Annotated in this window: 28 protein-coding genes; 24 read left to right on the forward strand and 4 right to left on the reverse strand. The window is 46.4% G+C overall.

The window, feature by feature from the left end:
• The first annotated feature begins 32 nt into the window (after positions 1 to 32).
• Positions 33 to 425: a winged helix-turn-helix transcriptional regulator gene (locus C0638_RS11585; RefSeq protein ID WP_058712457.1), complete on the forward strand. Its 393-nt coding sequence runs from the start codon at positions 33 to 35 to the stop codon at positions 423 to 425.
• Between the two features lie 116 nt (positions 426 to 541).
• Here the strand turns inward: C0638_RS11585 and C0638_RS11590 are convergent, their stop codons facing one another.
• The gene (locus C0638_RS11590; RefSeq protein WP_013312049.1) at positions 542 to 877 is read right to left on the reverse strand and encodes a winged helix-turn-helix transcriptional regulator; all 336 of its coding nucleotides are present in this window, start codon (positions 875 to 877) and stop codon (positions 542 to 544) included.
• Positions 878 to 1133: 256 nt separating this feature from the next.
• Here C0638_RS11590 and C0638_RS11595 point away from each other — a divergent pair, with 256 nt between their 5' ends.
• The 3 genes from C0638_RS11595 to ribD all read left to right on the forward strand — a co-directional run bounded on the left by C0638_RS11595 (position 1134) and on the right by ribD (position 4176).
• Positions 1134 to 2231 (forward strand): FAD-dependent monooxygenase, encoded by a 1098-nt coding sequence (locus C0638_RS11595; RefSeq protein ID WP_058712456.1) that lies wholly within the window; start codon positions 1134 to 1136, stop codon positions 2229 to 2231.
• A gap of 83 nt (positions 2232 to 2314) precedes the next feature.
• Positions 2315 to 3079 (forward strand): GTP cyclohydrolase II, encoded by a 765-nt coding sequence (locus C0638_RS11600; protein ID WP_040102821.1) that lies wholly within the window; start codon positions 2315 to 2317, stop codon positions 3077 to 3079.
• A complete protein-coding gene (ribD, locus tag C0638_RS11605) occupies positions 3076 to 4176 on the forward strand; it encodes a bifunctional diaminohydroxyphosphoribosylaminopyrimidine deaminase/5-amino-6-(5-phosphoribosylamino)uracil reductase RibD (protein ID WP_058712455.1) in 1101 nt (366 codons plus the stop codon). The genes C0638_RS11600 and ribD overlap by 4 nt, the downstream gene beginning before the upstream one ends.
• A 1036-nt stretch (positions 4177 to 5212) precedes the next feature.
• Here the strand turns inward: ribD and C0638_RS11610 are convergent.
• Positions 5213 to 5662, reverse strand: coding sequence for an Lrp/AsnC family transcriptional regulator (locus C0638_RS11610; protein ID WP_058712605.1), 450 nt, complete (start codon positions 5660 to 5662; stop codon positions 5213 to 5215).
• 122 nt (positions 5663 to 5784) lie between these two features.
• Between C0638_RS11610 and C0638_RS11615 the strand changes: the two genes are divergently transcribed.
• The 4 genes from C0638_RS11615 to C0638_RS11630 all read left to right on the forward strand — a co-directional run bounded on the left by C0638_RS11615 (position 5785) and on the right by C0638_RS11630 (position 10218).
• A complete protein-coding gene (locus C0638_RS11615; RefSeq protein WP_058712606.1) occupies positions 5785 to 6192 on the forward strand; it encodes a carboxymuconolactone decarboxylase family protein in 408 nt (135 codons plus the stop codon).
• Positions 6193 to 6814: 622 nt separating this feature from the next.
• Entirely contained in the window at positions 6815 to 7375 is a 561-nt protein-coding gene (locus tag C0638_RS11620; protein WP_233902311.1) for a sigma-70 family RNA polymerase sigma factor, read from the forward strand.
• Complete coding sequence (locus C0638_RS11625) at positions 7366 to 9519, forward strand: YcdB/YcdC domain-containing protein (protein ID WP_058711527.1); 2154 nt, start codon at positions 7366 to 7368, stop codon at positions 9517 to 9519. The genes C0638_RS11620 and C0638_RS11625 overlap by 10 nt, the downstream gene beginning before the upstream one ends.
• A gap of 69 nt (positions 9520 to 9588) precedes the next feature.
• A complete protein-coding gene (locus C0638_RS11630) occupies positions 9589 to 10218 on the forward strand; it encodes a class I SAM-dependent methyltransferase (protein WP_058711526.1) in 630 nt (209 codons plus the stop codon).
• Between the two features lie 192 nt (positions 10219 to 10410).
• Here the strand turns inward: C0638_RS11630 and C0638_RS25185 are convergent, their stop codons facing one another.
• Positions 10411 to 10782, reverse strand: a complete 372-nt coding sequence (locus C0638_RS25185) for a hypothetical protein (RefSeq protein ID WP_058711525.1) — start codon at positions 10780 to 10782, stop codon at positions 10411 to 10413.
• A 120-nt stretch (positions 10783 to 10902) separates the two neighbouring features.
• Between C0638_RS25185 and C0638_RS11640 the strand changes: the two genes are divergently transcribed.
• Positions 10903 to 12021 carry a slipin family protein gene (locus C0638_RS11640; RefSeq protein WP_058711524.1) on the forward strand — a complete coding sequence of 373 codons (1119 nt, stop codon included), beginning with the start codon at positions 10903 to 10905 and terminating at the stop codon, positions 12019 to 12021.
• 60 nt (positions 12022 to 12081) lie between these two features.
• Here C0638_RS11640 and C0638_RS11645 read toward each other — a convergent pair whose 3' ends face one another.
• The gene (locus C0638_RS11645; RefSeq protein WP_040102825.1) at positions 12082 to 12495 is read right to left on the reverse strand and encodes a chemotaxis protein CheW; all 414 of its coding nucleotides are present in this window, start codon (positions 12493 to 12495) and stop codon (positions 12082 to 12084) included.
• A 275-nt stretch (positions 12496 to 12770) separates the two neighbouring features.
• On the opposite strand from C0638_RS11645, the gene C0638_RS11650 reads away from it, so the two are divergent.
• The 15 genes from C0638_RS11650 to C0638_RS11715 all read left to right on the forward strand — a co-directional run bounded on the left by C0638_RS11650 (position 12771) and on the right by C0638_RS11715 (position 26699).
• Positions 12771 to 13706: a DNA-binding transcriptional repressor DeoR gene (locus C0638_RS11650; protein ID WP_025674699.1), complete on the forward strand. Its 936-nt coding sequence runs from the start codon at positions 12771 to 12773 to the stop codon at positions 13704 to 13706.
• A gap of 209 nt (positions 13707 to 13915) precedes the next feature.
• On the forward strand, positions 13916 to 14578 hold the full coding sequence (gene deoC / locus C0638_RS11655; RefSeq protein WP_013373177.1) for a deoxyribose-phosphate aldolase: 663 nt from the start codon (positions 13916 to 13918) through the stop codon (positions 14576 to 14578).
• Positions 14579 to 14608: 30 nt separating this feature from the next.
• Positions 14609 to 15004, forward strand: coding sequence for a cytidine deaminase (locus C0638_RS11660; protein ID WP_058711523.1), 396 nt, complete (start codon positions 14609 to 14611; stop codon positions 15002 to 15004).
• Positions 15005 to 15079: 75 nt separating this feature from the next.
• On the forward strand, positions 15080 to 16258 hold the full coding sequence (locus C0638_RS11665; RefSeq protein ID WP_025674702.1) for a NupC/NupG family nucleoside CNT transporter: 1179 nt from the start codon (positions 15080 to 15082) through the stop codon (positions 16256 to 16258).
• A gap of 32 nt (positions 16259 to 16290) precedes the next feature.
• Positions 16291 to 17472 (forward strand): phosphopentomutase, encoded by a 1182-nt coding sequence (gene deoB / locus C0638_RS11670; protein ID WP_058711522.1) that lies wholly within the window; start codon positions 16291 to 16293, stop codon positions 17470 to 17472.
• 92 nt (positions 17473 to 17564) lie between these two features.
• Complete coding sequence (gene deoD / locus C0638_RS11675) at positions 17565 to 18272, forward strand: purine-nucleoside phosphorylase (RefSeq protein WP_013373173.1); 708 nt, start codon at positions 17565 to 17567, stop codon at positions 18270 to 18272.
• 32 nt (positions 18273 to 18304) lie between these two features.
• Positions 18305 to 19606, forward strand: coding sequence for a pyrimidine-nucleoside phosphorylase (locus C0638_RS11680; RefSeq protein ID WP_058711521.1), 1302 nt, complete (start codon positions 18305 to 18307; stop codon positions 19604 to 19606).
• Positions 19607 to 19760: 154 nt separating this feature from the next.
• Positions 19761 to 19955 (forward strand): hypothetical protein, encoded by a 195-nt coding sequence (locus C0638_RS25675; protein WP_233902312.1) that lies wholly within the window; start codon positions 19761 to 19763, stop codon positions 19953 to 19955.
• 142 nt (positions 19956 to 20097) lie between these two features.
• Positions 20098 to 20736: a leucine-rich repeat domain-containing protein gene (locus C0638_RS11685; protein ID WP_233902313.1), complete on the forward strand. Its 639-nt coding sequence runs from the start codon at positions 20098 to 20100 to the stop codon at positions 20734 to 20736.
• 47 nt (positions 20737 to 20783) lie between these two features.
• On the forward strand, positions 20784 to 21281 hold the full coding sequence (locus C0638_RS11690; RefSeq protein WP_058711520.1) for a hypothetical protein: 498 nt from the start codon (positions 20784 to 20786) through the stop codon (positions 21279 to 21281).
• A gap of 116 nt (positions 21282 to 21397) precedes the next feature.
• A complete protein-coding gene (locus C0638_RS11695) occupies positions 21398 to 22078 on the forward strand; it encodes a hypothetical protein (RefSeq protein ID WP_013373169.1) in 681 nt (226 codons plus the stop codon).
• 387 nt (positions 22079 to 22465) lie between these two features.
• Entirely contained in the window at positions 22466 to 23530 is a 1065-nt protein-coding gene (locus C0638_RS11700) for a sulfate ABC transporter substrate-binding protein (protein WP_058711519.1), read from the forward strand.
• Positions 23531 to 23609: 79 nt separating this feature from the next.
• Complete coding sequence (gene cysT / locus C0638_RS11705) at positions 23610 to 24443, forward strand: sulfate ABC transporter permease subunit CysT (protein WP_058711518.1); 834 nt, start codon at positions 23610 to 23612, stop codon at positions 24441 to 24443.
• Between the two features lie 87 nt (positions 24444 to 24530).
• Complete coding sequence (cysW, locus tag C0638_RS11710; protein WP_040102832.1) at positions 24531 to 25406, forward strand: sulfate ABC transporter permease subunit CysW; 876 nt, start codon at positions 24531 to 24533, stop codon at positions 25404 to 25406.
• Between the two features lie 162 nt (positions 25407 to 25568).
• Positions 25569 to 26699, forward strand: a complete 1131-nt coding sequence (locus C0638_RS11715) for an aminotransferase class V-fold PLP-dependent enzyme (RefSeq protein ID WP_040102833.1) — start codon at positions 25569 to 25571, stop codon at positions 26697 to 26699.
• Positions 26700 to 26775 lie beyond the last annotated feature (76 nt).

The following is a 26775-nucleotide window of genomic DNA, read 5'->3' on the forward strand; positions in this document are numbered from 1 at the left end:
ATCATGATGATTTAGAAGGAGTTAATTGATATATGTCTGATACGCTGAGAGACGAAATACGGGAGAAAATTATAAATGGAGACTACAACTGCGAAAAGGAACTAACGCTATCTGTGCTAAGCGGGAAATGGAAGGTCGTTATTTTATGGCATTTGGGTGTGGAAGGGCCGCACCGGTTCAGTGACCTGCAAAGGTTGTTTCCGAAGCTGTCGCATAAAGTGCTGACCAACCAACTGCGGGAGTTGATGGAGGACGGTATTGTGCACCGGGAAGTGTATCCCGAAGTGCCCCCAAAGGTGGAGTATTCGATGACTGCGCTGGGGATGACGATTTTACCGATTGTGGAAATGATGTATGAGTGGGGGAAAAAACGGGTGCAATCGATCCGTGAGGAAATGCAACGCAGCAGTGAGGGAAACGTTTAAATTCTGAAAGCGATCTAAGAAGGACCTTTAACGCTCCGTCATATGAAAAATAGAACGCCTTGCACGATAAGTACGAATTGTACCTAGGGCAAAGGCGTTCTTTGCTTCAATATGAATCATTGCTGTTCAAGTGCTGGTAGAACCTCAATCCAGCGTGTAGCCCAAGTACCGATATGGTCAAATAAAGGAGCTAAATCGCGTCCCTTATCCGTAAGGGAGTATTCAATCCGTACAGGCTTCTCAGGATAAACCATACGTTGTATGATTCCTTCTTCCTCCAGCTCTTTCAAACGGTCCGAAAGGACCTTTCCACTTAAATTAGGAATTGAATTCTCAATAGCGACGAAACGTTGCGGACCATTCGTTAATTGAAATACGATCAACACCGTCCAACGCTTGCTCAGTAGCTCCATAGCCTTTTCAAACCGTGGGCACATCTGCGGAATGTTCATGTGATCACCTCATACTCCTATTATTAACGATTCACTGTTAAAAGTAAATGATTTTACTTTACATAAATTTATTACTTGACGAAATGGTATGATATAAATATACTTTGTTACATAAAGTAACTTATTGGTTTTGCTACGGAGCTTAAGATATTAATACTTAAAATTTGAACTTAATTTGATATTATTAAAGACGTAATTAAATGAACAGATACGAACTAATCGTTGAGGTTATGGTTTGGGCGCAGGGGGAAGTCGGATGAAGCTGGAATGTGAAGTATGCGTAGTTGGAGGGGGACCCGCAGGGACTTTGTTATCCTGTCTACTGGCGGAGCAGGGTGTTTCGACGATATTGGTTGAGCGGCAGAGTGTGCCCGGAGAGGCTTTCCGCGGTGAAATTTTAAACGATGAGGGTCAGGAAGTGATCCAAAAGCATAAGCTGCTCGAACAAATTCATGAGGATCATATTCTCGCCTCCACAAGAATCGAATATTGGCAGCATCAGCAGCAGATCAAAACGGTCGAGCCAGCTTCAATCCATGGTAATGTGGGAGTGCATATTCCACAACCTCGATTTTTAGAGGCGCTGCTCAAGCAGGCGTCCACCTACGAGTCCTTCCGTTACCTGGCAGGTACAACTGTGACTGCGTTGGAAAGTGACAGCGAGCAGGGATACACGGGCTTGACCGCCCGCGATAAGAACGGTCATGAGATTACGATTCACAGTTCTTTGATTGTGGGAGCAGACGGACGCTATTCGACCGTACGCAAGCTGGCCGAGATGCCTGTGACGAACATTCGCCACGGCTATGATCTGCTATGGGCTAAAATCGCGGCACCTGCCGGGTGGGAGCCCGTCACTCGTCTGGCACTGGTCAACGGAGGCCAGTTGGCTTTATTTTCACAGGCTGAGGGTTATATTCAAATTGGCTGGAATGTGGAGGAGGGCAGTTTTCTCACCCTGTTTAAGCAATCTTTTGAACCATTTATACAATTGTTTACGGAGGCTTTTCCGGATTTGAAGCATAGTGTGCATGATCACATTCGTTCATGGAAGGACTTCGTACCGTTGGATATTTTCAGCAGCCGCAGTGACACATGGGCACAGAACGGACTGGTCCTGATTGGAGATGCAGCGCATACCATGACACCCACGGGAGCTTTTGGCTTGAACGCTGCTTTGAAGGATGCCGATGTGCTGGCCAGTGAGCTTCTTCGTTTACGCCAGCAGGTATATACCGCAGAAGACCTAAAGGTTTTCGAAGACGGACGACGACAGGCTGTCACCGAGCTTCAGGAGCGTCAACTGACCATGGAATCCACGTTTCATGAACATTTCTTACACATAGTTCAATGATGTAACACCCTGACAACAACGATTAGCCTGAGAAATACAGGATATTTCATATATAAAGTTTATATAAAGGATGGTGCAGAGGGATGAACCAAAAAGATGTAGCTACGCTACTTAACGATAAAATTCAAACTATTCGTGGAAAGCAATCTTCGACGATTTTGGTAGGACCGATCAAGCTGCCAGTTAATTTGGAAGGGGAAACGATTGTTTTTCAATGGTATTGCTGGTTGCCTGTACGGGATGAGGAAGATCGTCAGGACTTACTGAATGCCAATGCTGAGACGATTGTGAAGCGATTGTCCACACTGAATTTGGCGGAGGGACAACAATCAAGTGTATTGGTGTACGGTGATCTCGAGCAGTCAGAAAATGCATTAGTTCGCATGCATAGTATTTGCCATACTGGAGATATTTTTGGTAGCAAGCGCTGTGACTGCGGATTTCAACTCCACCAGTCGATGAAAATGATTGTGGAACATGGAACAGGTGCATTGTTCTATCTAGCAAATCATGAAGGTCGCGGGATCGGTTTGTTTAGTAAAGCCATGGCTTATATTCTGCAAGAAGAAGGTATGGATACCGTCGAAGCCAACCATCAGTTGGGTTTTGAAGATGATACACGCAATTATGCGGATGCCATTAGTGTGCTTCAGCACTTGAGACAAAAACCAGTAACTCTGATTACAAATAACCCTAAAAAGCTGGATGCCTTGAAGAAGTCAGGTATGAATGTGGCGGGACGTATGCCGCTCTGGGGCGATGTGTCGCAATATAATGAACGGTATTTGAATACAAAAGTAGAACGATCCGGCCATTTGCGGGATTCCGATCTCAGGGAGGTTCTATGAACACTCACGAAAAATATATGCGTCTGGCACTGGAAAATGCCAGAAGTGCCAAAGGGCAAACAGAGCCGAATCCGCTGGTTGGATCAGTCATTGTCAATAATGGCCGTATCGTTGGGATCGGCGCTCATTTGAAGCCTGGCGAGCCCCATGCCGAGATTCATGCATTGCGTATGGCAGGGGAACATGCTCAGGGAGCGACGATTTATGTAACGCTGGAGCCATGTTCCCATCACGGCCGGACAGGCCCGTGTGCGGAAGCGATTGTGAAGGCTGGCATTCGTCGGGTGGTGATTGCAGCACTGGACCCGAACCCGCTGGTTTCTGGCAGAGGGGTACAAATTTTGAAAGATGCAGGCATTGAGGTCATAGTCGGAGTATGTGAGCAGGAATCCATCCGTATGAATGAAGTGTTCAATCAATATATCGTGAACAAGCGTCCTTTTATTACGATCAAATCGGCAGTAACGCTGGACGGTAAAATTGCAACGCGAACCTCTGAAAGCAAGTGGATCACATCTGAGGCTGCACGGGAGGATGTGCATCGTCTTCGTCACGAGCATGTAGGCATCCTGGTCGGTGTACAGACCGTGATTCATGATAATCCTCAGCTTACGACTCGTCTACCAGAAGGACGGAATCCGATTCGTATCATTCTGGATAGTAAGCTTCGTATTCCATTGGATGCTCGTGTTATTACAGATGGAGAGGCGCCTACCTGGATATTCACAGGGCGGACTTACGATGAAGGCAAGCGAAGCCAGCTAGAACAGCTTGGTGTGAAGGTATATCCGACACAGGATGAATATAGTGATCGGGTCAACCTACCGCAAATGCTGGACATTCTGGGGGCGGCGGAGGTCTCATCGGTATTCGTGGAAGGCGGGGCCGAGGTGAACGCTTCGTTCGTGCAGCAAGGATTGGCAGACAAGCTGGTGTTGTATATAGCGCCGAAGCTGGTTGGAGGGAGCTCCGCCCCGGGCTTTCTCGGGGGAGAGGGCGTGTCTGCGATGAGCGACGCGGTGGCATTGCAGGACTTGAGCGTGACGCAGGTTGGCGTGGACTGGAAAATAGAAGGGTATTTTGGGCGAGGGAAATGAGTGAGTTGTTTCGGGTGGAGAAGGAGGCTCCGCGAAGGGGTTGATCTTCCGATCGCTGTTGCAGTAGGATTCATCGGATTGTATTAGAGATTTAAAGGTAAGAATCCCACAGCAAAGGCGAACGCTACCGCTTCTCCAGATTCAACCCCTCCGCTCCGCTGCTACCCACCGCAAAGTCACTCATTTTTCGAAATGGTGTGTGGAGCATGGGAAGGGCAAAAGGACTTGAAAACTCAAAAGCTAAAATACTTAAAGAACAGAGGATCTGAAGGGCTAAAAGGCCTGGAGGGTCTTTTTTTATAGACTAAATGTTTATTAGGGTGAATGGTTAATGGGGTGAATAACTCATACGGTGAACGTCTTATGGGATGAAATCAAAATAGCATCATTACATAATACTTGGGTTTTTCGTCCTGGTTCCTTGTATATTATTTGGATATTTTCACCTTTTAAACGAAAAAATCTATTTTACAGTGGCTGCCTTGTCTGACAATACAACGACCCTTTCGTATCCAAATCGATATCTAGAAGGGTAATGTTTGTACTTCATTTATATGAAGTCCTTATCCTAGTATGTGACTTACAATGGTAGTGTCCCGTTCCTGGTTATCTTCGTAGCAGGATAGGTGCCTTTTACTGGTTCAGGTTGCCTGCCATAATCGTAACATATCTTAAGACCTGCTAACTTTTAGCAGGTCTTTTTTTGCTAGGTCTTAACTTCATAAGTCACGTATGGCTAAAATTCTCTAACCCAAGTTCACGGCTATTTCTCCTAAATATTACTACGAATGACCTTGTTTTTTTCGTAATTCACGGACACGTTGTCCTACTAATCGTAGTACAGGTTCGTGCTACACCTCTAATTTAGTCTAACCAATGCGAAACCCTCGAAACACAATTGTAAGATAACAAGAACTAACCGCGTATCTGCGGTCTTTTTTTGTTTTAATGATATATGCTCTTGACATATGAATTATCAATAACGAGGTTCGCTTATATCATTACTACATTGTTAATTAAGCTATGATTTCTCATTCTATTTAGTCAGCTGCTGCTTGGTACTTGTAAGATTGTTTACCTCGGAAAAAATGATATGGGTCAAAGGGGATGCGTATGAGGCAATACTGTCTACAAAGTCCTGAATCTCCTCTAAGCTGGCAGCACAAAGCTTGACAAAATAACAGGCCTGGCCGGCAGTTCTCCAGCAACCCAGAACGCGTGGATGGTTCTGCACAAACGTTTTTAGCTTTTTGTAGTCTCCATTTCTAACCGTGATTTCCATGATACATTCCAATCCGAAGCCGAGTTTTTTTCGATCAATCCCGATCGTATACCCGGTGATTATCCCTTCATTTTCAAGCTTCCGGACACGTTCTGTTACAGATGGGGGGGACAGGTTTATAATTTTCCCCAATTCTCTCATGGACAATCGAGAATCTCGTGCCAGTTCATCAATAATAAGCAGATCTATGCTATCAAATTTCATATTGAACCTCCAATTTAAAAATAAATATTATATGTTAATGAATAGTACATATTTCTTTTCGAATGTAAAGGACTATCATGAAATTTAAACTTATAATTTTGGATAAGGAAGGAGAGGATTGTGTGGTTAGATTACCGTATTCGAACATAGGGAACACGAAGTTTCAACGGCTGCTCGGGCACAACGAGGAAATTTTAAAGCATTGGAGTAATCTGGAGGATGCTTTCTATGAGCATGGAAATTTAAGTGCTGAGCTGAAAGAACAGGTTCGTCGTACGCTCGCTTTTGGTAATAAGTGCAAATACTGTCAGGCTAAAGGAAAGCCGGAACAGAATATAGAGGATTCGAGAGTCAGTCTGGCTGTTGCCTTCGCTGATTTATTTCTGAAAAGTCGCGATTCCATTAATCAGGGGACATTCGATATGTTGCGAAGGGAATTTACAGATGCTGAAATCGCAGAGTTATGCTCTTATATATGTTTTACCACAGGGAATCAAATGTTTGGTGCTTTGATGGATTTAGAGCCTTAGTGAAGGATATCAATTGTACGATTTTGCCGGAATCCTCCAGCGTTTTTTTCGTTTCGTTCAGCCTTAGAGGACTCTGCGTATCTAAAAGGTGTATCAATGAACGACATGCATGAATACGGTCAAAGGACGCCCTGTTTACCAATCGTGATTACAGTGTTAGCGCATGGTCAATGGGGAGATCGTCGATTATTCCTGGCACGACCATGACGGCGATGAATATGGACATGGACCCGTTCGAGCGGATGCCCATACCAATCATAATCAAGCCGTACCTCATTTCGCATGAAACGCGTCAGAGGATGTTTATTCCTGAGTTGGAGATGATAGTGCTGGTCAATCAATAACGAGGTTATTCATTTTTCTTTCACGTTTTATTTATTCACCATCTATCCAAATTTTTAAATAAAAAGTATTTGAAAACTTTTTACATGTTGAAACCGCGCATTTCGCGGTTTTTTTACTTCGATAGCCTAATTATTGGAGGAGCATAAACTAAATGCTGAAATATATCGTGAAATGGTTGCTACTGAAAATGAGGAACGTTAGGAATTTACTGTGACGATTTGCCTTCACATGGATCAAATACATATCTGCAGCTTATTGGGTAAGGGGGATTTACATTGTGTATGCGGAGATGAAGAAAAATAGCCAGCTCTCACATATGACTAGGAATACCGCTCTGGAAATTATGATGAATGACTACGGTGACAGTGTGTTGTCACTCGTTTTCCTGATTGTTAAGGACCGGACGATGGCCGAAGATATTACGCAGGAGGTATTTTTAAAGGCATTTCGCGGCTGGGACTCCTTTCGGCAAGAGAGCAGCATGAAAACATGGTTATACCGGATAGCGATTAATGAATCCAAAAAGTATTTGCGTTCATGGTCGTTCCGTAAAATTTTCTCTACCTTGAAGAAAGAGACGCCCATTGAAACACCCAGGGAACCATCCGCTGAAGATGCTCTAATGGGGAAAATTGCAAAAGAGGACGTTGCTCGCCAATTGATGGCGGCTTCCGTTCGCTACAGGGAAATTCTTATACTTCACTATTATGAGGATTTGAGCATCAAGGAAGTATCTCAGGTGCTCGGGATATCCGTGAAGGCGGTACGAACTCGTCTATACCGGGCAAGACAGCATTTTAAAGCGATACTGAAGAGGGAGGGTATACCATGGACGTAGATCAACAGCTGCGTGAAACTGTCCGTAAGATCAGCCGCCAATCAGCTAACCATATATCATTTCATTATCCTTTGGAGGAGCGGATACGCCAAAAAGCAGCCCGTTATACACAACGGCGTATGCGGCGCTCTTGGATGGCCGTGGTATCGGTAACCGCAGCGGTAATCATAGGATTTTTGGTATGGCAATCAGCCCTGATGAATTCAGTTCCCACTACCATGTCTTCGAACTCCGAGGCTGTAGAACAGCCACTTATGAAGCGGGTAGAGCAAGCCCTAACGCCAATGTTTCAGGCTGTTCCGGAGCTTAAGACTTACCAATTAAGCATCAAAAACAGCCCAGATGACTGGGTCCTGGCTGAACTTACAGGCCAAGGAAACACCAGGGCAACCGTCTATGTGAACGAAGAGAGCGGTGAGTTGGAGCAATTTAACTGGTTTACCGCAGAGGACCGTGATCATGCTCCCTCCTTACGTGTAGCGAAGGAGAAGGCGGAGAATTTTGTTCACATACTGGCTGGGGATAATTACATGCTCTCCGACGCGCACGAAATCCGTAAGCCTGAATTTGGTTTCATGAAGCTTGATATTACAGGTATTAATGTGACGTTTCGAGAGCAATCATCCTCACCGCAGAGGCATACTGACCTTTCTGTGTGGGTGGATGGCTCGGGACGGATTGTGGCTTATAACAGACTCATTCCCGCTGAGCAGGCACTCATAGACCAGTTGGGTGGCTTTATTCCACAGATGGACTCCAGCCTTGTATTGGAGAATAAAAATATCTCTGCAAACGAGCGTTCCTTGACGTTCAGCAGCAAGGAGTCCCCTGGAAAGATCATGATGGTGGCTTCCCAAGAAAAGGGCACAGCTCTTACGGGTTATTCTATAGAACAAGCAGGGGAAACCTCCGTGATAAAAGCACCGAGCCAAGCTCTGGCTGTAAAGCAGGCTAATCAATTTCTGGATCAGGTATTACAGCAGGATCGGAAAAACTATCAAATCGTTAATTTTGAGCAAGATGTTCAGTATATAAGATATTACAAGGGTCTGCCTGTTCTTGGAGATACGATCCATGTCACCGTTAATAGCGGAGGTGAAGTGACACAGTTCCGAAAAGATGCAGCCTATTATAGGCTTGCAGACCTGCCGGACCCCTCCAAAGCACTAAGTCTGACGGATGCCAAGGCCAAACTGGTCAGCCAAATGAAGCTTCGTTATATTGAGCAGCCATCGACTGGTCAGTCTCAGCCATTTCTTGATTACACACCGGCGGTGGGTGAAACCTATAATCGCTATTCTTCTATGACACTGCCTTTCTGGTATATCGACGCCGTATCCGGTGAAATGCAATACAGCTATGGAAACAACGGCTTTGATTACGACGGACTCATTGCCTCCAGAGGGGTTCAGACCATTTCTATGGACGGAAAAGAACCAGCATCCATTGTCCGCAACTCATACGATGCCCAAAAGCTGTTAGAGGAGCAAGCTGGTTCGCCATTAAAAGGGTTGGCCTACTCCTGCAATAAAGATGCGTCCAACCATCTTATCCAGTATAGCTGGGAAGAAGCAAACGGTAGGCGCTATCGCTTAACGGTTGATAATTATACAGGGCAAGTAAGGGAAATCTTAATACCACGCGCCCCAAACACAAGGCTGGTTGTCACAGAGCAGCAGGCATCTGATGAGGCACTTCGATTTCTAAAAAAATGGATTGATCCCGAAGTTAATGAAGTTCAGCTCAGTCAAATAGCCAGTCCGGCTGTTCCTTCTCCGGTAGCCTCAGGGGACTGGGAGTTCGAATATGTGCGGAGCTACAAGGGGATACCTGTTCTAAGTGATAAGGCAAATGAAGCTTATATCGTAACGGTTGATCCGTATACAGGCAAGGCGAATGGATTTATAAACCGCCGATCCATACGTGAACACTCTCTCCTTCCGGAGCCGAAAGGCACGGCCACAGTACAGGAGGCGACCGAGACATATCTACAATATCGGCCGTTAATGCTTGCCTATGCCCTGTCAAATCGAAACGGGGATCAAACTGGGCCAAGACTGGTCTACCTATCCCAAACGGTCTCGCTTTACAGTGGAAAACAGATTAACATTGATGCATTAACGGGGAAAGCCATCGTTCAATAATTTGGGCTATGTTAAAGGGCTTCCTCCTATACAAAACTTTGGATATGATAAATATAGAGGAGAACAGGTATGACAGAATTTTGGGAATCCAGTTTTATAGAAAATCAGATGATGTGGGGCTTTGAACCTTCAGACTCAGCAATCCTGACAAAGGACTTTTTTCTTGCAAACAACGTTAAGGATATATTGATACCTGGTATTGGATATGGTAGAAATGCCAAGGTTTTTGTTGATAACGGAATAGATGTAACAGGTATTGAGATTTCAAAAACAGCGATTGATTTGGCGAGACAAAAAGAGCTTAATATTAGTATTTTTCATGGCTCCGTAACGGATATGCCTTTTGATAACAAGCTTTATGACGGTATATTTTGTTATGCACTTATTCATTTGTTGAATAAGCGTGAGAGAGATAAGTTTATTAGAGATTGCTATCGTCAACTAAAGCCAAACGGATATATGATTTTTACTACGATTTCAAAAGAAGCTCCAATGTATGGAAAGGGAAAACAACTGGATAAAGACTATTTCGAGATCATGGAAGGGGTAAAAATGTTTTTTTATGATTCTGACTCAATAAAACAAGAATTCGGAAAATATGGACTAATAGAAATTTCCGAAATTGTTGAGCCACATAAAAATATGGAAAGTAAACCTCCATTCAAATTTATCATGGTAAAATGTCAAAAAGAGCTATAAGGTGAATGGTAAGAGAACGACACGAGGGAAGCAGTTATGCTTCCTCCGTGTCTTTTTTTGTTTTTTATGGGGTCGTAATACTTTCGCCATGTTCGTGAATGCAAGGGTGCGTAATAATGATAAAGGCTGATGCAGGAAGATATTACCGAGGTGAGGATTTCCAATGGTCCCGCAGTGCCTGCCCTGATCGGGTCAGGTATCCTGTAAATCTGATGCATCCACCAACATTAAGGGTTCGATTCCCAATCGCCTTCCACGCGACTTCTGGTAGAGTATTCGAATGATCGAATAAAACAATGAAAAGACCCCAATAAGAGCATCCCATGTCTGGTCTTGATGACAGATACCGGGGCGATGGCTATGCGGCCAGCGGATACCGGAGAGAGTAAGCGCCGACAGGACCCGAGGCTTCGGGAATACGGATTCACAGTCGATGTTGGGCTGGTGAATTCCATCCCCGGAACACAGGAACAGGCGGCCCCTTTCTTTTTCCTTAAGCTTGGCCCCGTCCTCCACACCGGAGGGATGCTCTGCAAGGGTCACTAATCCTACTACAACAAACAAAAATGGAGAAATCCTCATTTTAAAAATATGTTTTGACTCAACGTGCGAATAAGCGAAGCCGCCATACATACGAAGAAGCCTATTTTTAAGTTGAGGATTATTAATACTAGGAGTGATATGATGTTTAAGAAGATAACGATTAAATCCGATGAGCGCGGCCTGCTGTTCAAAAAAGGAAGCTACCACAAGTTGCTGCACCCAGGGACTTACCTATTGAAGACATTTCAGCAGGAAGCCGTTGAAATTTTGAATGTAGCTGAATCATTTTTTGTACCAGATCATGATATTCGTCTGTTTTTGACAGATCCTCTATTGCTGGAGCAATTGACTGTCATTGATGTAGAGGACCATGAATATGTGTTGCATTATGAGGACAATCGGTTTGTGGAACTGCTGACAGCAGGGAAATATGCATTTTGGAACATGCTCAAGGAGCATCGTTTTGTTCGTGCAGATACACGGCAGCCTGCAATTGATAAGGCTTTGGGGCAAGCCTTCTTGTCCAAGACACCGGGCTTCTGGAAAGCCCTTCAGGTGGCCAGTCATGAATTGGGCTTTTTGTATTACGATAATGTGCTGCAAGGTGAACTAAAACCGGGCAAATATTATTTTTGGTTGTCCACGGTGAATACAGAGATCAAAACACTAGATATGCGACAGCAGCAGATGGACCTGATGGGTCAGGAAATCATGACAGAGGACAAAATCACGCTGCGCCTTAACTTTGTCTGTCAGTACCGTATCATCGACCCGCTGCGGGCATTGGAATTTCGGGCATACGAGGAGCAAATGTACATTACGCTTCAACTGTTGTTGCGTGAATATGTAGGCACAATGAAGCTGGATGATTTGCTCAAAATGAAGCAGGAAATTGCGGAATATGTCTTGACTCGACTAAATGAACAGAGCGACGAATATGGAGTGACTTTTACGTCAGCAGGGGTGAAGGATATTATTTTGCCGGGGGATATCAAGGATATCCTGAATACGGTGCTGTTGGCAGAGAAGAAGGCGCAAGCTAACCTCATCACACGACGTGAAGAGACGGCATCCACTCGTAGTCTGCTCAATACGGCCAAGCTGATGGACGAAAACGCCACCCTTTATCGTCTCAAAGAGCTGGAATTCATGGAAAAAATCTGCGAGAAGATTGGTACGATATCGCTGACTGGTGGAAATACGCTGCTGGAGCAGCTGAACACGTTGGTTCATATGAAAGAGGGGCAAGGGCTCCAATAACGAAAAATACTCCCGAACGATGAGTGCAAGCTGGCTCAAGGTTCGGGAGTATTTTTTATTTTAGTTCGTCTTGGTGGATGCGAGAAAAGCGTCCATATCGATCACCGGAATGAGAGAACCCCGATGCTCCATCACAGTAGGAAACAATTCGCGTTGCCATTCTTCCTCGTTGCTTTGTAGCTGACTGTCTTCAGCAGATGCCGTATCCTCCACCTGATCGACAAGCAGGGCAATCTTCGCACGACTGAGCAAAATCATTTTGTCCTCGGAGGAGTCGCTTGATGCGGGAAGAAGCAGTTTTTTGCGTAGATTAAGGATTGTAAATACATCGCCACGAATGGTCACCATTCCTTCATGCCATGCTTCGGAAAAGGGGAGCGGCGTCCCTTTTTTGGCATTCATGACTTCTTCTACTTCCAGAAAGTTTAACGCGAACTTCTTGTCCGCCAGACTGCACACAATAAATTCAGACATAGCAATTCTCCTTACATATTCAGATAAGTCCATCACAAGTTGTGAACTAGCGGTAAATTGGGTTAACTATTGCGTTTTGACAGATGGAACGATAAAGTGGAGGATGCGGTAAAATGGTTTTAGTTAATCACAGAATATCACAAACGAGCAGTTAAATCTTCCAAAATAACAGCCGAACGGACAAAGCGCGGCTTCGAGTTTCCCTACAGATATAGTGTTGGGGCTAAGGCTATGTCCGACGGCACTACATTTTAAGATAAGCGGGTTGAGGTAGAATGGATCATGAAAAGCAGCGATTAAGTATCGAGGCAGCCAGATTATACTATCTGAACGACTATAGCCAGCAGGATATCGCGGTCAGACTTGGGGTTTCACGTCCTACAGTATCGCGGTTACTTCAGGCTGCCAAGGAACAGGGATACGTGCGGATCAGTATTGTGGACCCGATGGAGGATATGGACGCGCTCGGAGAGCAGGTGAAAAAGAAATACGGGCTGGATACCGTGCAGGTCTGTTATTCGCCATTAAATGAATACCAGGAGATCAAGAAGCATATTAGCAAAAAAGCAGCCGATTATTTGCATGAAACGGTACAAGATGCTGATATTATTGGTGTGACATGGGGGACAACCATGCATGCGGTGGCGCTTCATCTTCAGCAAAAGCAGGTCAAGGGAGTTGAGGTGGTTCAGCTCAAAGGAGGCGTAAGCCATTCACATGTCAACACTTATGCCGTGGAAACTGTGAATTTGTTCGCAGAAGCCTTTAACACCATCGCTCGGTATTTGCCGCTGCCCGTGATTTTCGACAGTCAAGCTGTTAAGAGAATGGTCGAGAAGGATCGGCATATCCAGCGTATCATTCAACTTGGCAAGCAGGCGAACATTGCGGTGTTTACGGTGGGTACGGTCAAGGAGGATGCCCTGCTGTTTCGCTTAGGTTACTTTAACCATGAAGAGCAGAAGTTGCTGCAAAAGATTGGCAAGGGCGATATTTGCTCGCGCTTTTTTGACGATGAGGGCAACATATGCAGTCAGGAAATCAATAGTCGTACCGTTGGAATTGATTTACCTGAGCTGCGAAAGAAGGAGAAGTCCATCCTTGTAGCTGGAGGTCAGCGCAAAGTAGAGGCCATTCGGGCATCACTGCGTGGCAAGTATGCGAATATCTTGGTGACGGACCAGTTTACGGCACAAGCACTTTTGCAATAGAACATGTTGGCCTCAATTCAATTAAACATGGTTACGGCGTGTGCCTACAGGGTAACATGAATTGTAGGTGAACGGCCTGTGTACAAGCGTGAACATAATTTCAAAATGTGTTTTACATATGTTCAGAGCCGTGCTATGATGATCTCATCACAGAGAAATAAACGATTCATTTTCTTCACACTATTTATTAAATGAAGGAGCTTTTAGATATGAACATTGCAGCATTAATCGACCATACATTGTTGCGAGCAGATGCGATGAAGGATGAAATTACAAAACTGACTGCTGAGGCAAAAAAATACCAGTTTGCTTCCGTATGTGTGAATCCGGCGTGGGTAGCTTATGCAGCTGAACAGCTTGCAGGCACAAACGTGGCTATTTGTACGGTTATCGGGTTTCCACTGGGGGCCAATACATCGGCAACGAAAGCGTTTGAAACGAAAGATGCTATTGCTAACGGTGCAACTGAAATTGATATGGTTATTAACATAGGCGCTTTGAAGGCGCGCGATGTACAGCTCGTCGAGCAGGATATCCGTGCGGTTGTGGAAGCAGCTGCGGGTACACTGGTCAAAGTGATTATCGAAACCTGCCTGCTGACAGACGAAGAGAAGGTGCTGGCGTGTGAGCTGTCCGTCAAAGCTGGAGCGAATTTTGTGAAAACTTCGACGGGTTTCTCTACAGGTGGAGCTACTGTGGAAGACGTAGCCTTGATGCGCAAAACAGTAGGACCTGATATTGGTGTCAAAGCTTCTGGTGGCGTACGCAGCTTGGAGGATGTGCAAAAATTAGTAGAAGCTGGCGCAAGTCGGATCGGTGCAAGTTCCGGTGTGAAAATCATCGAGGGCGAGCAATCTACATCTTCCTATTAAGTTTATTTTAAAGTCATGGAGGGATTCGCAATGAAGGATCAATTGATTCAGAAAGCGCTTGAGGCGCGTAATCAGGCATATGTTCCGTATTCGAATTTTCAAGTGGGTGCTGCGGTCCTCGGAAGCGATGGCACGATTTATCACGGATGCAATGTGGAAAATGCCTCCTACGGCTTATGCAATTGTGCAGAGCGGACAGCGATTTTTAAAATGGTATCCGAAGGCTGCCGTCGAATTGATTCGATTGCGATAGTAGCGGATACGGAAGGACCTGTGTCTCCATGTGGGGCCTGTCGTCAGGTTATCTCCGAATTTGCTCATCAAGATACCAAAATTTATCTGACAAACCTTCATGGCAATACGGAAGAGTGGACGATGGAGCAGTTACTGCCGGGTGCTTTTCGACCTGCGGATTTGGGAAAATAAAAAAAAGAATGCCTCTTTGGGGCGCATTCTTTTTATGGTCAATGTAAGCGCTTAATGTAATGAGGAGGAATTGAAATGAAATATGTAATCGCGCTGGTGGGATTGCTCGTTGTATTTGCACTTACTTACGTTGCCAGCAGTGACAAACGTAAAATCAGGTATCGTCCGCTGGTGGTTATGGTTGTCTTGCAGGCAGCGCTAGCGTTTGTATTGCTGAACACAGGGATTGGTGAATTTTTGGTCAAGGGCTTTGCAGCTGGGTTCAACAGTCTCTTGGGATATGCAAGCGAAGGGATCAACTTTGTATTTGGCGGAATTGCCAATGAAGGGGCGGCACCGTTCTTTATCGGAGTACTGCTGCCAATTGTGTTCATTTCCGCGTTGATCGGGATCTTACAATATGTAAAAGTGCTGCCTTTCATTATTAAATATATCGGGCTTGTCTTGAGCAAAGTAAACGGAATGGGTAAACTGGAATCCTACAACGCTGTAGCTTCGGCTATCCTGGGTCAATCTGAAGTATTTATTTCCGTCAAAAAGCAAATTGGTCTGCTGCCGCAACATCGGCTGTATACGTTGTGTGCATCTGCGATGTCTACCGTATCCATGTCGATTGTGGGAGCTTACATGCAAATGCTGGACCCCAAATATGTGGTTACCGCATTGGTGCTGAACCTGTTTGGCGGCTTTATTATCGCTTCCATTATTAATCCGTACAAGATTGAGAAGGAAGACGATTTACTGGAGGTTCAAGAGGAAGAGAAGCAGTCCTTCTTCGAAATGCTCGGGGAATATATTATGGATGGTTTCAAGGTTGCTATTACGGTAGCTGCGATGCTGATCGGTTTTGTGGCGCTGATTGCCATGGTTAACGGCATTTTCTCCTGGTTGTTCGGAATCAGCTTTCAGGCGCTGCTGGGCTATGTGTTTGCACCGTTCGCCTTTGTTATGGGGATTCCGTGGAACGAGGCAGTGCAGGCAGGCAGCATTATGGCTACCAAGCTCGTATCCAACGAATTTGTGGCCATGCTGGATCTGACCAAGCAAACAGGCTTGTCCGAGCGTACGATCGGGATCGTATCGGTATTCCTCGTATCCTTTGCAAACTTCTCGTCCATCGGTATCATTTCCGGGGCTGTGAAGGGTCTGCATGAAAAACAGGGAAATGTAGTGGCCCGTTTTGGTCTGAAGCTGTTGTACGGGGCGACGCTGGTTAGCGTGCTGTCGGCAACGATTGCAGGGTTGTTTTTGTAAAAAAAACAGCGAGTCAGGAAAGGATTTTTATAATGTCTAAATTTAAACGGATTCACTTGGTCGTTATGGACTCGGTTGGTATCGGCGAAGCACCGGATGCTGCCCAGTTTGATGATTATGATGTAGATACACTTGGTCATATTGCACGCGAACGCGGCGGTCTGAACATGCCGAATATGGGTAAGCTTGGTCTGTCCAACATTCGTTCCATAGAAGGTGTGCCAGCGGCCGATAAGCCACTCGCGTATTACACCAAAATGCAGGAAGCCTCCAACGGCAAGGATACGATGACAGGTCATTGGGAAATCATGGGCTTAAATATTGCAGTTCCTTTCCGTGTATTCCCGGATGGGTTTCCAGATGAGCTGATTCAGCGCATTGAGGAGCATACAGGCCGCAAAGTTATTGGCAACAAGCCAGCCAGCGGCACGGAAATCATTGATGAGCTGGGCGAAGAACATGTAAAAACAGGCGCACTCATCATCTATACCTCAGCGGATTCAGTACTGCAAATTGCAGCGCATGAGGAAGTTGTACCTTTGAAGGAGCTCTATGAGATCTGTGAGTTCTGCCGTAAAATCACGCTGGAAGATCCGTACATGCTGGGTCGCATTATTGCCCGTCCGTTCGTAGGTGAGGCAGGGAACTTCTCTCGTACCTCCAATCGACATGACTATGCGCTCAAGCCATTTGGTCGCACCACAATGAATGAATTGAAGGATGCAGGCCTGGATGTAATCGCCTTGGGTAAAATCTCTGACATTTATGACGGCGAGGGTGTAACGAAGGCAGTGCGCACAGTGTCCAATATGGATGGCATGGATAAGCTGGTGGCTACGCTGGACGAGGAATTCACCGGATTAAGCTTCTTGAATTTGGTGGACTTTGATGCTGTATACGGCCACCGTCGTGATCCGCAGGGATATGGTCAAGCCTTGGACGATTACGATGCCCGTCTGCCCGAGGTATTCGCCAAAATGACTGATGACGATCTGCTGATCATCACCGCGGATCATGGGAATGACCCAACCTATCGCGGAACGGATCATACCCGCGAATATGTGCCTTTGCTGGCTTATTCCCCTCGTTTTGTAGCTGGAGGCAAGGAACTGGCAGTTCGCAAGACGTTTGCGGATATTGGAGCGACAGTAGCGGATAACTTTGGTGTAAAACTGCCTGAGCATGGAACTAGCTTTTTAGCAGAACTTCAGTAATCTAGACGCTAGCAACGAAGGCAGTCAAGATTATTGGTAACGAAATGAATAACGATATTAGCATGGACAAATGGGACGGAGGAATAAAAAACATGAGTGTACACATTGGAGCCAAACCTGGAGAGATTGCAGAAACAATTTTGCTGCCAGGAGATCCGCTACGGGCGAAATTTATCGCTGAAACGTATCTGGAGGACGTGACCTGCTACAACGAGGTGCGCGGAATGCTCGGATTCACGGGAACGTACCAAGGCAAACGCCTGTCTGTACAGGGAACCGGGATGGGGCTGCCCTCCATCAGTATTTATGTCAACGAACTGATTAGCGAGTATGGGGTGAAAAACTTGTTCCGCGTGGGTACATGTGGCGGAATGAAGGAGCATGTGCACGTTCGTGACGTCATTTTGGCACAGGCATCCTGTACAGATTCCGGCATGAACCGCCATATCTTTGGCGGCTACGATTTCTCCCCGATTGCCAGCTTTCCTCTCTTGAAGGGCGCTTATGATCGCGGGGTTGCCAAAGGCTTGAACATGCATGTCGGCAACGTATTCAGCTCAGACAGCTTCTACCGTGATGACAAATCAGTGGTACAAAAGTTGATGGAATACGGTGTGTTGGGTGTGGAGATGGAGACTTCGGCTTTATACACGCTGGCAGCCAAGTTTGGCGTAAACGCACTGACCATTCTGACGGTAAGTGATCACTTGCTGACAGGCGAAGAAACGACAGCAGAGGAACGGCAAACCACGTTTAAAGAAATGATGGAAGTTGCACTGGATACAGCAGTATCCCTGTAAACGATCATACGCACAGTGAGGAGAAATGACATATGAGAATGGTAGACTTGATTGAAAAAAAACGTGATGGAAAAGAACTGAGCACTGAGGAAATTAACTTTATTATCCAAGGCTATACTCAGGGTGAAATTCCTGATTATCAGGTCAGTGCATTGGCGATGTCTATTTTCTTCAAAGATATGAACGAACGGGAACGTGCTGATTTGACCATGGCAATGGTTCATTCAGGAGATACGATTGACTTGTCCGCGATTGAAGGTGTAAAGGTCGATAAGCACTCCACTGGCGGTGTGGGTGATACGACAACACTGGTATTGGCTCCGCTTGTAGCCGCCTTAGACATTCCGGTAGCGAAAATGTCAGGTCGCGGCCTCGGGCACACGGGCGGAACGATCGACAAGCTGGAGGCCATTGCAGGCTTTCACGTAGAGATCACCAAGGATGAATTCGTAGATTTGGTGAATCGCAGCAAAATTGCGGTCGTCGGACAAAGCGGCAACCTGACACCTGCGGATAAAAAATTGTATGCCTTGCGTGACGTTACAGCAACGGTAAATTCGATTCCGTTGATTGCCAGCTCGATTATGAGTAAGAAAATCGCTGCCGGCTCTGATGCCATCGTACTGGATGTCAAGACAGGTGCGGGCGCATTCATGAAAACAGTAGAAGATGCCAAAGAGCTGGCACATGCCATGGTAAGTATCGGGAACAATGTGGGTCGCAAGACCATGGCAGTTATTTCCGACATGAGTCAACCGTTGGGGCTGGCTATCGGGAACTCACTGGAAGTTAAAGAAGCGATCGATACATTGCGCGGCGAAGGACCCAAAGATCTGGAAGAGCTGTGTATGGCTTTGGGCAGTCAGATGGTATTTTTGGCCGGAAAAGCAGACTCCCTCGAAAACGCCGAAGAGAAGCTTAAAGAGGTCATTCGTAACGGCAAAGCACTGGAGAAATTCAAAGAGTTTATTGCGAACCAGGGCGGCGACGCTTCTGTAGTGGATCATCCAGAACGCTTGCCACAAGCGCAGTATCTTATTGAAGTACCTGCAAAGCAGGACGGCGTGGTAGCTGAAATCGTGGCTGACGAAATCGGTACCGCTGCGATGCTGCTGGGAGCAGGCCGTGCGACCAAAGAGTCCGAGATCGATTTAGCTGTCGGCTTGATGCTGAACAAAAAAGTCGGCGATGCGGTTCAAAAAGGCGATTCACTGGTTACAATCCATGCGAACCGTGAAGACGTGGACCAAGTAATAGAGAAAATCTACGCGAACATCCGTATTGCGGATCATGCGGAAGCCCCCGTGCTGATCTACGGAACGGTGACAGAATAATATGTAAGCTGTATTTGCGGCTTATCTAGATAGAGAGCCATCGTATGGATTCCTTTGAACAAGTTTGAAAAATATGACAGCCAGACTCATAATAGATTATGAGTTTGGTTTTTTTTTATTGTCAGGGCGCAGGACAGCACAGAGGAGGAGAGACATGTTCCGATTATACAGCGATGTTCGTGGGACAGCTTATGAAAGACTGATTGATTATGCTATGGAACGGGCAGATACGTTTATGCTAGGCGTACATAAGTGGGTAACTGAGGATGAGAATGGAGTCACCAATAAGGGAGAATCATTCGATTGCCTACACACCGGGAACATTTTACCGGTACCAATGCACGCCTGAGGCTGGAAAAGTATTAAAGCAAGCGGCGTCCAGTCTGTTTTCCTGGGTACATCCGAAATTACCAGAAGATTTGTGTTTCCAGAATGCCGATGGAGAGGATTGGATCATTAACATAGCTCACGAACGAATCGGTAGATTGAACATGGATAAAGAAGATGCAGATGAATTAGAAAAGCTTATCCCCGGTGTGTTTATTCACAAACCTGAACATCATGGCAATATAGATATGTTTTTGAACGATGCTATTCGGCATCAACCGGATCGAGTGGAGCTCATGCGGTATGCTTTGACGGAGATCCCGGAACGGATTAGAGAATTGCGTTATCTGAAGCATTTGACTATCTTTGAACAGGATATACGAACACTACCGTCTGCTTTGTTTGAATTGGAATCATTGGAGTCACTGACGATTCAAGTAGCAGATTTGGAAGAGCTACCTGCTGACATTGCCAAGTTATCCCGACTCAAAAGCCTAAGAGTCAGCTGTGGATGCTATGATCGCCCGGCACCAGACTACAAGGTGATCCCCAAGGAGGAACTGGCATTCCGAAATGTACCTCCTGCAATCGGAGAGCTGCATCAACTGGAGTATCTGGATATCTCGTATAGTGGAATCCGTACGCTCCCCCCTGAGATACAAAACCTGAGGAATCTGCGTTCCTTGGACATTGTGAACGGATTGATTGAATCTGCACCCGAATTTATATATACCATGACCTGGCTGGATCGCTTTCTTATAGAAGATAAGCCGTTTCATCTGTGCAATCATGGTGACGACTGAATTCATACGGCGTAGCTTCAGCATATTTTGTGTAGGAGGGATATGAAATGGTGGAAAAATGGGTTTGGATGGGTGTGGCGGGGGTGATCGTAGGTTATGTCGCTTTTGCCAATATGAGAGTCCTCCCGTCATCAACCATCACAGAAGTAAATCAGAGTCATTCGACGGTTCCACTTAGTATACAGAGTGAGCAAGGAGAAGCAGCAAAACGCATTGTACATGATCAGGAGATGAATTTTGGAGGACAAGGACAAACAGAATTTAGATTTGAAGAGGGGCGTAAGCTGTACATCAGTATCAAGAATACAGGAAAGCAACCCGTACGATACAAGCTCAACAGTTCGAATGGATCAGACTTGCAAGGCACAACGAGCGGGTTTTCTAGCCGAACGTTACAGCCGGGAGAACGCCACGATCTGCTGTTTATCAAGCCAGAGGGGCAGAATGAAGCTGCAAATGGCTCCTTGAAAGAGCTGATTTTGAAAGTAAGTACGGACGATGGATCACGAGGAAGCGTTAAAACCTTCGCATATATTACACTGTAAGCTACTTCCAGAATGGGCACGACATGCGGTCATTAGTCTACTTATGTTACAATAGAACGGTTGAAGACTTAATGAACAGAATAGGTCAGAGTAGAAAGCAGAAAGGATGACCCGTTGTGCCCAAAAAACATGAATCCGATAATTACAAAATGTCACGGAGGCTGTCACTTACAGCCATTTTACTTACACTTACATTTGTAGCTCTTACAGGCTGCGGCCAGGATAATAATGCTGAACCGAGTGATGCTGGAAGCAGTACAAGCATGATCGAGAACAGTGCTGGAGGCAATCAGAACGGTTCAGCCCAAAGTGACAAAGCAGTTAAAGAGAGCAAGAGTGCAGAAAACAGCGGTACTGATGCGCAAAAGTCAGCTCCTTCCGCCCCAGCTACTTCATCAGATACATCTTCTCCTGCAGCGCCCAATGCATCTCAAAATCCTTTTGAGGTAGCAGGTATTCAAGATCCTAAAGCGTTTTTGGACACATTCAAAGCGTTGCAGAAGGCTGTTGCCGACAATGACAAGGAAAAGGTAGCCAATTATATTTTGTACCCTCTGCGTGTCAATGATAGTGAAAAGTCGCTAACGATTCCGAACAAGAAAGATTTTCTGGCTAAATATGATCAGATCTTTACGGACGCGATTCGTGAGGCGCTAGTGAATCAAAAGACAGATGATTTGTTTGTTAATTATCAGGGAGTTATGGTGGGATCGGGTGAGCTGTGGCTGAGAAGAGCTACGGACAATCCGAAGCAATTTGGAGTTTTTTCGATCAATCTTGAAACGGTAGCCAACTAAGTCGTATTCCACGTGTACCCATGCCCTCTAGGCGGTCGGGAACGTATACAATGTTTCTGACTGTCCCCCCCCCCTTGAAGAAAGCAAATTATTAGATCATCCCATACCAAAAAAAGGTTTGACATCCCTCATAAACTCTCGTATTATATCCCTATAACTCATTAAACAGGTAGGAATTAAAGAATTAAAGAATTAAAGTATGAAAGTATAACCTCGCCATTCTGGCGGAGAACCTCTAGGAACAGCAGGCAGACACTGTACACGCGACAGGTTTGACCTATCAGGGCTGCATCAGGGAATTCTCCGCCCTTTTTTTTGATTGTGTCTGTAAATAACAGGCGTAAATGAATGTGTATTTACAAATTACATAGAATGAGGGGTGTCTTGATGAAGAAGAAATACAAAATTCGGCTTATTCTCGGACTATCTTTGGTTTTAACAATGATGCTAAGTGCTTGTGGGGCAAGCAAGGAAGGGACGCAGGCGGATGGTAGCTCTGCTTCTGGCTCCAAGGAAGTGGAGTTGCTCAATGTTTCTTATGATCCGACCCGTGAGTTGTATGAAGCATATAATAAAGCGTTTGCGGCCCATTGGGAGAAGGAGAAAGGGCAGAAGGTCACGATCAAGCAATCCCACGGAGGATCTGGCAAGCAAAGCCGCTCTGTACAGGACGGACTGGATGCAGATGTAGTTACACTGGCCCTGGGCTATGATATTGATGCGTTACAGGAAAAAGGGCTTGTTAAAGAGGGATGGCAAAGTAAATATGAGCATAACAGTTCCCCGTACACATCAACCATCGTGTTATTGGTACGTAAAGGGAACCCGAAGGGGATCAAGGACTGGGACGATTTAACCCGCGGCGATGTACAGGTCATTACGCCAAATCCTAAAACATCGGGCGGAGCCCGCTGGAACTATCTTGCAGCCTGGGCCTATGCGCTCAAAAAGAACAATAACGATGAAGCCAAAGCCCAGCAGTTTGTACAGGAGCTGTATAAGCATGTGCCGGTACTGGATAGCGGAGCACGTGGAGCGACGACGACTTTCGTAGAGCGTGGAATTGGCGATGTGCTGATCGCTTGGGAAAATGAAGCACTGCTCTCTGTGAAGGAGCTAGGTGCAGATAAATTCGATATCGTGTACCCGTCGATCAGTATTTTGGCTGAACCTCCGGTAGCGGTAGTCGATAAGGTGGTAGATAAAAAAGGTACACGCGAGGTGGCGGACGCGTACCTGAAATATTTGTACAGTGAAGAAGGGCAGACCATTGCTGCCGAAAATTATTATCGCCCAACATTGGAGAGTGTGACGGCAAAGTTCAAGGATCAATTTCCTAAGCTGGAGCTCGTAACCTTGAAGGATGTATTTGGGACATGGAAAGAGACACAGCAAAAGCATTTTAGTGACAAGGGTATTTTTGACCAGATTTATGTACCTGGTAGTTCATAACATAAGTGAAGTGTAAAGGCGAGTGGATCGGTAGGCGCGAGTGCCATAGTCAAAGGATGCAGAGAGGGATGGACAGAACATGAGTCAAATGCAAGCCACCCGAAAACGCGTACTTCCCGGATTCGGGTTAACAATGGGTTATAGTGTACTGTATCTCAGTCTGGTGGTGTTGGTGCCATTATCAGCACTGCTCCTGAATTCAACCGGGCTGACGTGGGAGAAATTTTGGGACGTGGCGACTGATGCCAGGGTGCTAGCTTCCTACAAGGTGAGCTTTTTGTGTGCCGCAGCCGCGGCGCTGATCGATCTGTTTCTCGGTTTATTGATCGCCTGGGTACTGGTGCGTTATGAATTTCCGGGGAAACGAGTTTTTGATGCGGTCATTGATCTGCCCTTTGCTTTGCCCACGGCGGTGGCAGGGGTTGCGTTGACCGCTCTATATGCACAGAACGGCTGGATCGGCTCACTATTCGAACCGCTTGGGTGGAAAATGGCATACTCACAGACGGGGATTACGCTCGCGTTGATGTTTATTGGCATTCCGTTCGTCGTACGGACAGTTCAGCCGGTGCTGGAGGAGCTGGACAAGGATGAGGAGGAGGTGGCGGCTACGCTGGGAGCGGGCAGATGGCGTACCTTCCGCAGCGTTATTGTGCCGGAACTGGTACCGCCACTGCTGACGGGTTTTGCGCTTGCCTTTGCCCGCGGCATTGGCGAGTACGGCTCTGTCGTCTTCATTTCTGGCAATATGCCGATGAAGACCGAGATTGCTCCGCTGCTCATTATGTCCAAGTTAGAGCAAAATGACTACGCAGGAGCTACGGCGGTGGCGTTGATGCTGTTGGTCATTTCATTCGTGTTGTTATTCGTGATTAACAGTTTTCAGCGCTGGTCGCGGCGCCGTGCAGTCTAATGTAATTGTCTAATGTAACTGTCTAACGTTAGCATGCAGACAGCAGAGGCCTGCGCATTAAACCCCGTGTTCAAGGAGGGATACATCATGTCACAAGCGATAACTGGGCAAGAGCTTGCTTCTGCACCAGTGCCTTCATCCGCACCGCCCAATAGGGTTACAACTGAAGCCCCTTGGGTAAAGTGGACGCTCATTGGTGCTGCTTTTTTAGCTTTGCTCTGGGTGTTGGTATTGCCGCTAATCGTCGTGCTTACCGAAGCACTCAAGCAGGGATGGAGCGTATACATTGAGGCGCTACGGGACCCGGATGCTATGTCTGCATTACGGTTGACGCTGCTGGTGGCAGCGATAACGGTTCCGCTGAATACGGTATTTGGTGTAGCGGCCGCCTGGCTGATCACAAAATTCCATTTTCGCGGCAAAGGTGTGCTGGTCACCTTGATTGATTTGCCCTTTGCGATCTCGCCTGTCGTCGGAGGTCTAATGTATGTATTAGTGTTTGGCGCACAGGGCTGGCTTGGGCCGTGGCTGGACGAGCATGATATTAAAATTATATTTGCTTTGCCGGGCATTATTTTGGCAACGCTGTTCATTACATTTCCTTTTGTGGCGCGCGAGCTTATTCCGCTGATGGAAGATCAGGGGCAGCAGGAGGAGGAAGCGGCGGTCACGCTGGGTGCGCGCGGCTGGCGCATTTTCTGGAAAGTGACGCTGCCTAACATCAAGTGGGGTTTGCTGTATGGCATTATTCTGTGTAATGCGCGAGCCATGGGTGAGTTTGGTGCAGTGTCCGTCGTGTCGGGACATATTCGGGGAGAGACAAATACACTTCCGCTGCATGTGGAGATTTTGTATAACGAGTATCAGTTCTCGGCATCTTTTGCAGTGGCCTCGTTGTTGCTGCTACTTGCTTTGGCAACCTTGGTGCTTAAAAGCTGGTTTGGACGCAAACGCGTGCATTAATTAATAATTGTGTATATGATCCAACAGGGCCTCTCTTTGTGTCTATCGTCTGTTAACGGCGAGAAGATGGGAAGAGAGGCCCTTGTTCTAAGGTGGCTTATATGGATAATAAAATGATCATATCAAGGCACGTTGGTGTGCCCAGGAGGAGCGAAGGGAAATATGAAACATCCGTTTCAGTCCTACCGTCAGTTGTTTCCGGTGCTGTCCTCACATATCCATGTAGGGAGCTGTTCCCAGGGGGCGATATCGAGACCGGTTTCCGCTGCCATTGAGGAATATCATCGAAGCTTGCTGCAACACGGTCTTAACGGCGACCTATCTATGGCACGTTTGGAAGAAGCCAGAGGGCATTTTGCCAAGCTCATCGGGGCGGAGCCTGACGAAATTGCGGTGATGTCCTCAGCCTCTGAGGCGATTGCTGGTGTGGCTACTGCCCTTCCTTATGTACCGGGAAAAGAAGGGATTGTGTATGCAGATACCGACTTTCCGACGGTAGGACACATCTGGCAGGCACAGGAGATGTTTCGTGATCATATTTGCTGTATCCCTTCTACGGAGGGAGAAGTAACCATAGAGCAGTATGAGGAGCATGTTACGGAGAATACTGCACTTATTATGGTGTCCCATGTGAATTATACCAACGGATTTCAGCAAGATCTCAAATCCATTGCACATATAGCTCACCGAAATCAGGCGTTACTGTTCGTGGATGCCTATCAGTCTGCAGGAGTGATTCCGGTGGATGTAAAGGCGATGGGCATAGATATTCTGGTCGCGGGAGCACGCAAATATATGCTGGGGATACCGGGAGTGGCTTTTCTTTATATAAGCAAGGACCGAATAGAACGCTTCAAGCCTCGTCTTACGGGCTGGCTCGGACAGGAGCCCGCCTCCCGGTTTGATATTGCTCATCCGGTTCCGGCAGCGGGAGCCCGCCGCTTTGAGACAGGATTACCTTCCTTCATTAGCATTTTTGCCGCTAATGCAGCCTTAAAGCTACTGTTGGAAATTGGGGTCATGAACATTCAGACCTATATGAATGAACTGTTGGACTTTTCTGTTGAATATGGACGAAGCAAAGGGCTACACATACGTATACCTGATCGAGGAGGCACTTTACCAAGTCTGCTCGCTGTTGAAGTAGCCGATGTGTCGGCGGTAGAGAGGCGTTTGCGGAGCCGAAATATGATTGTGTCGGCACGAAAGGATATTATTCGTGTGGCTCCGCATTTTTACAATACGGCAGAGGAAGTCCGGCGGGTCATAGATGAATTAGCTGGGAGTTGTTGAACAGCAAAAGCCTCTTCCGAGTGAATGGGAGCATAGCAGGTCCCTTTTACACCGGAGAGGCTTTTGTTGATTTAGA

It is taken from the genome of Paenibacillus sp. lzh-N1, assembly GCF_002872435.1.
Taxonomy (GTDB): Bacteria; Bacillota; Bacilli; order Paenibacillales; family Paenibacillaceae; genus Paenibacillus; species Paenibacillus polymyxa_C.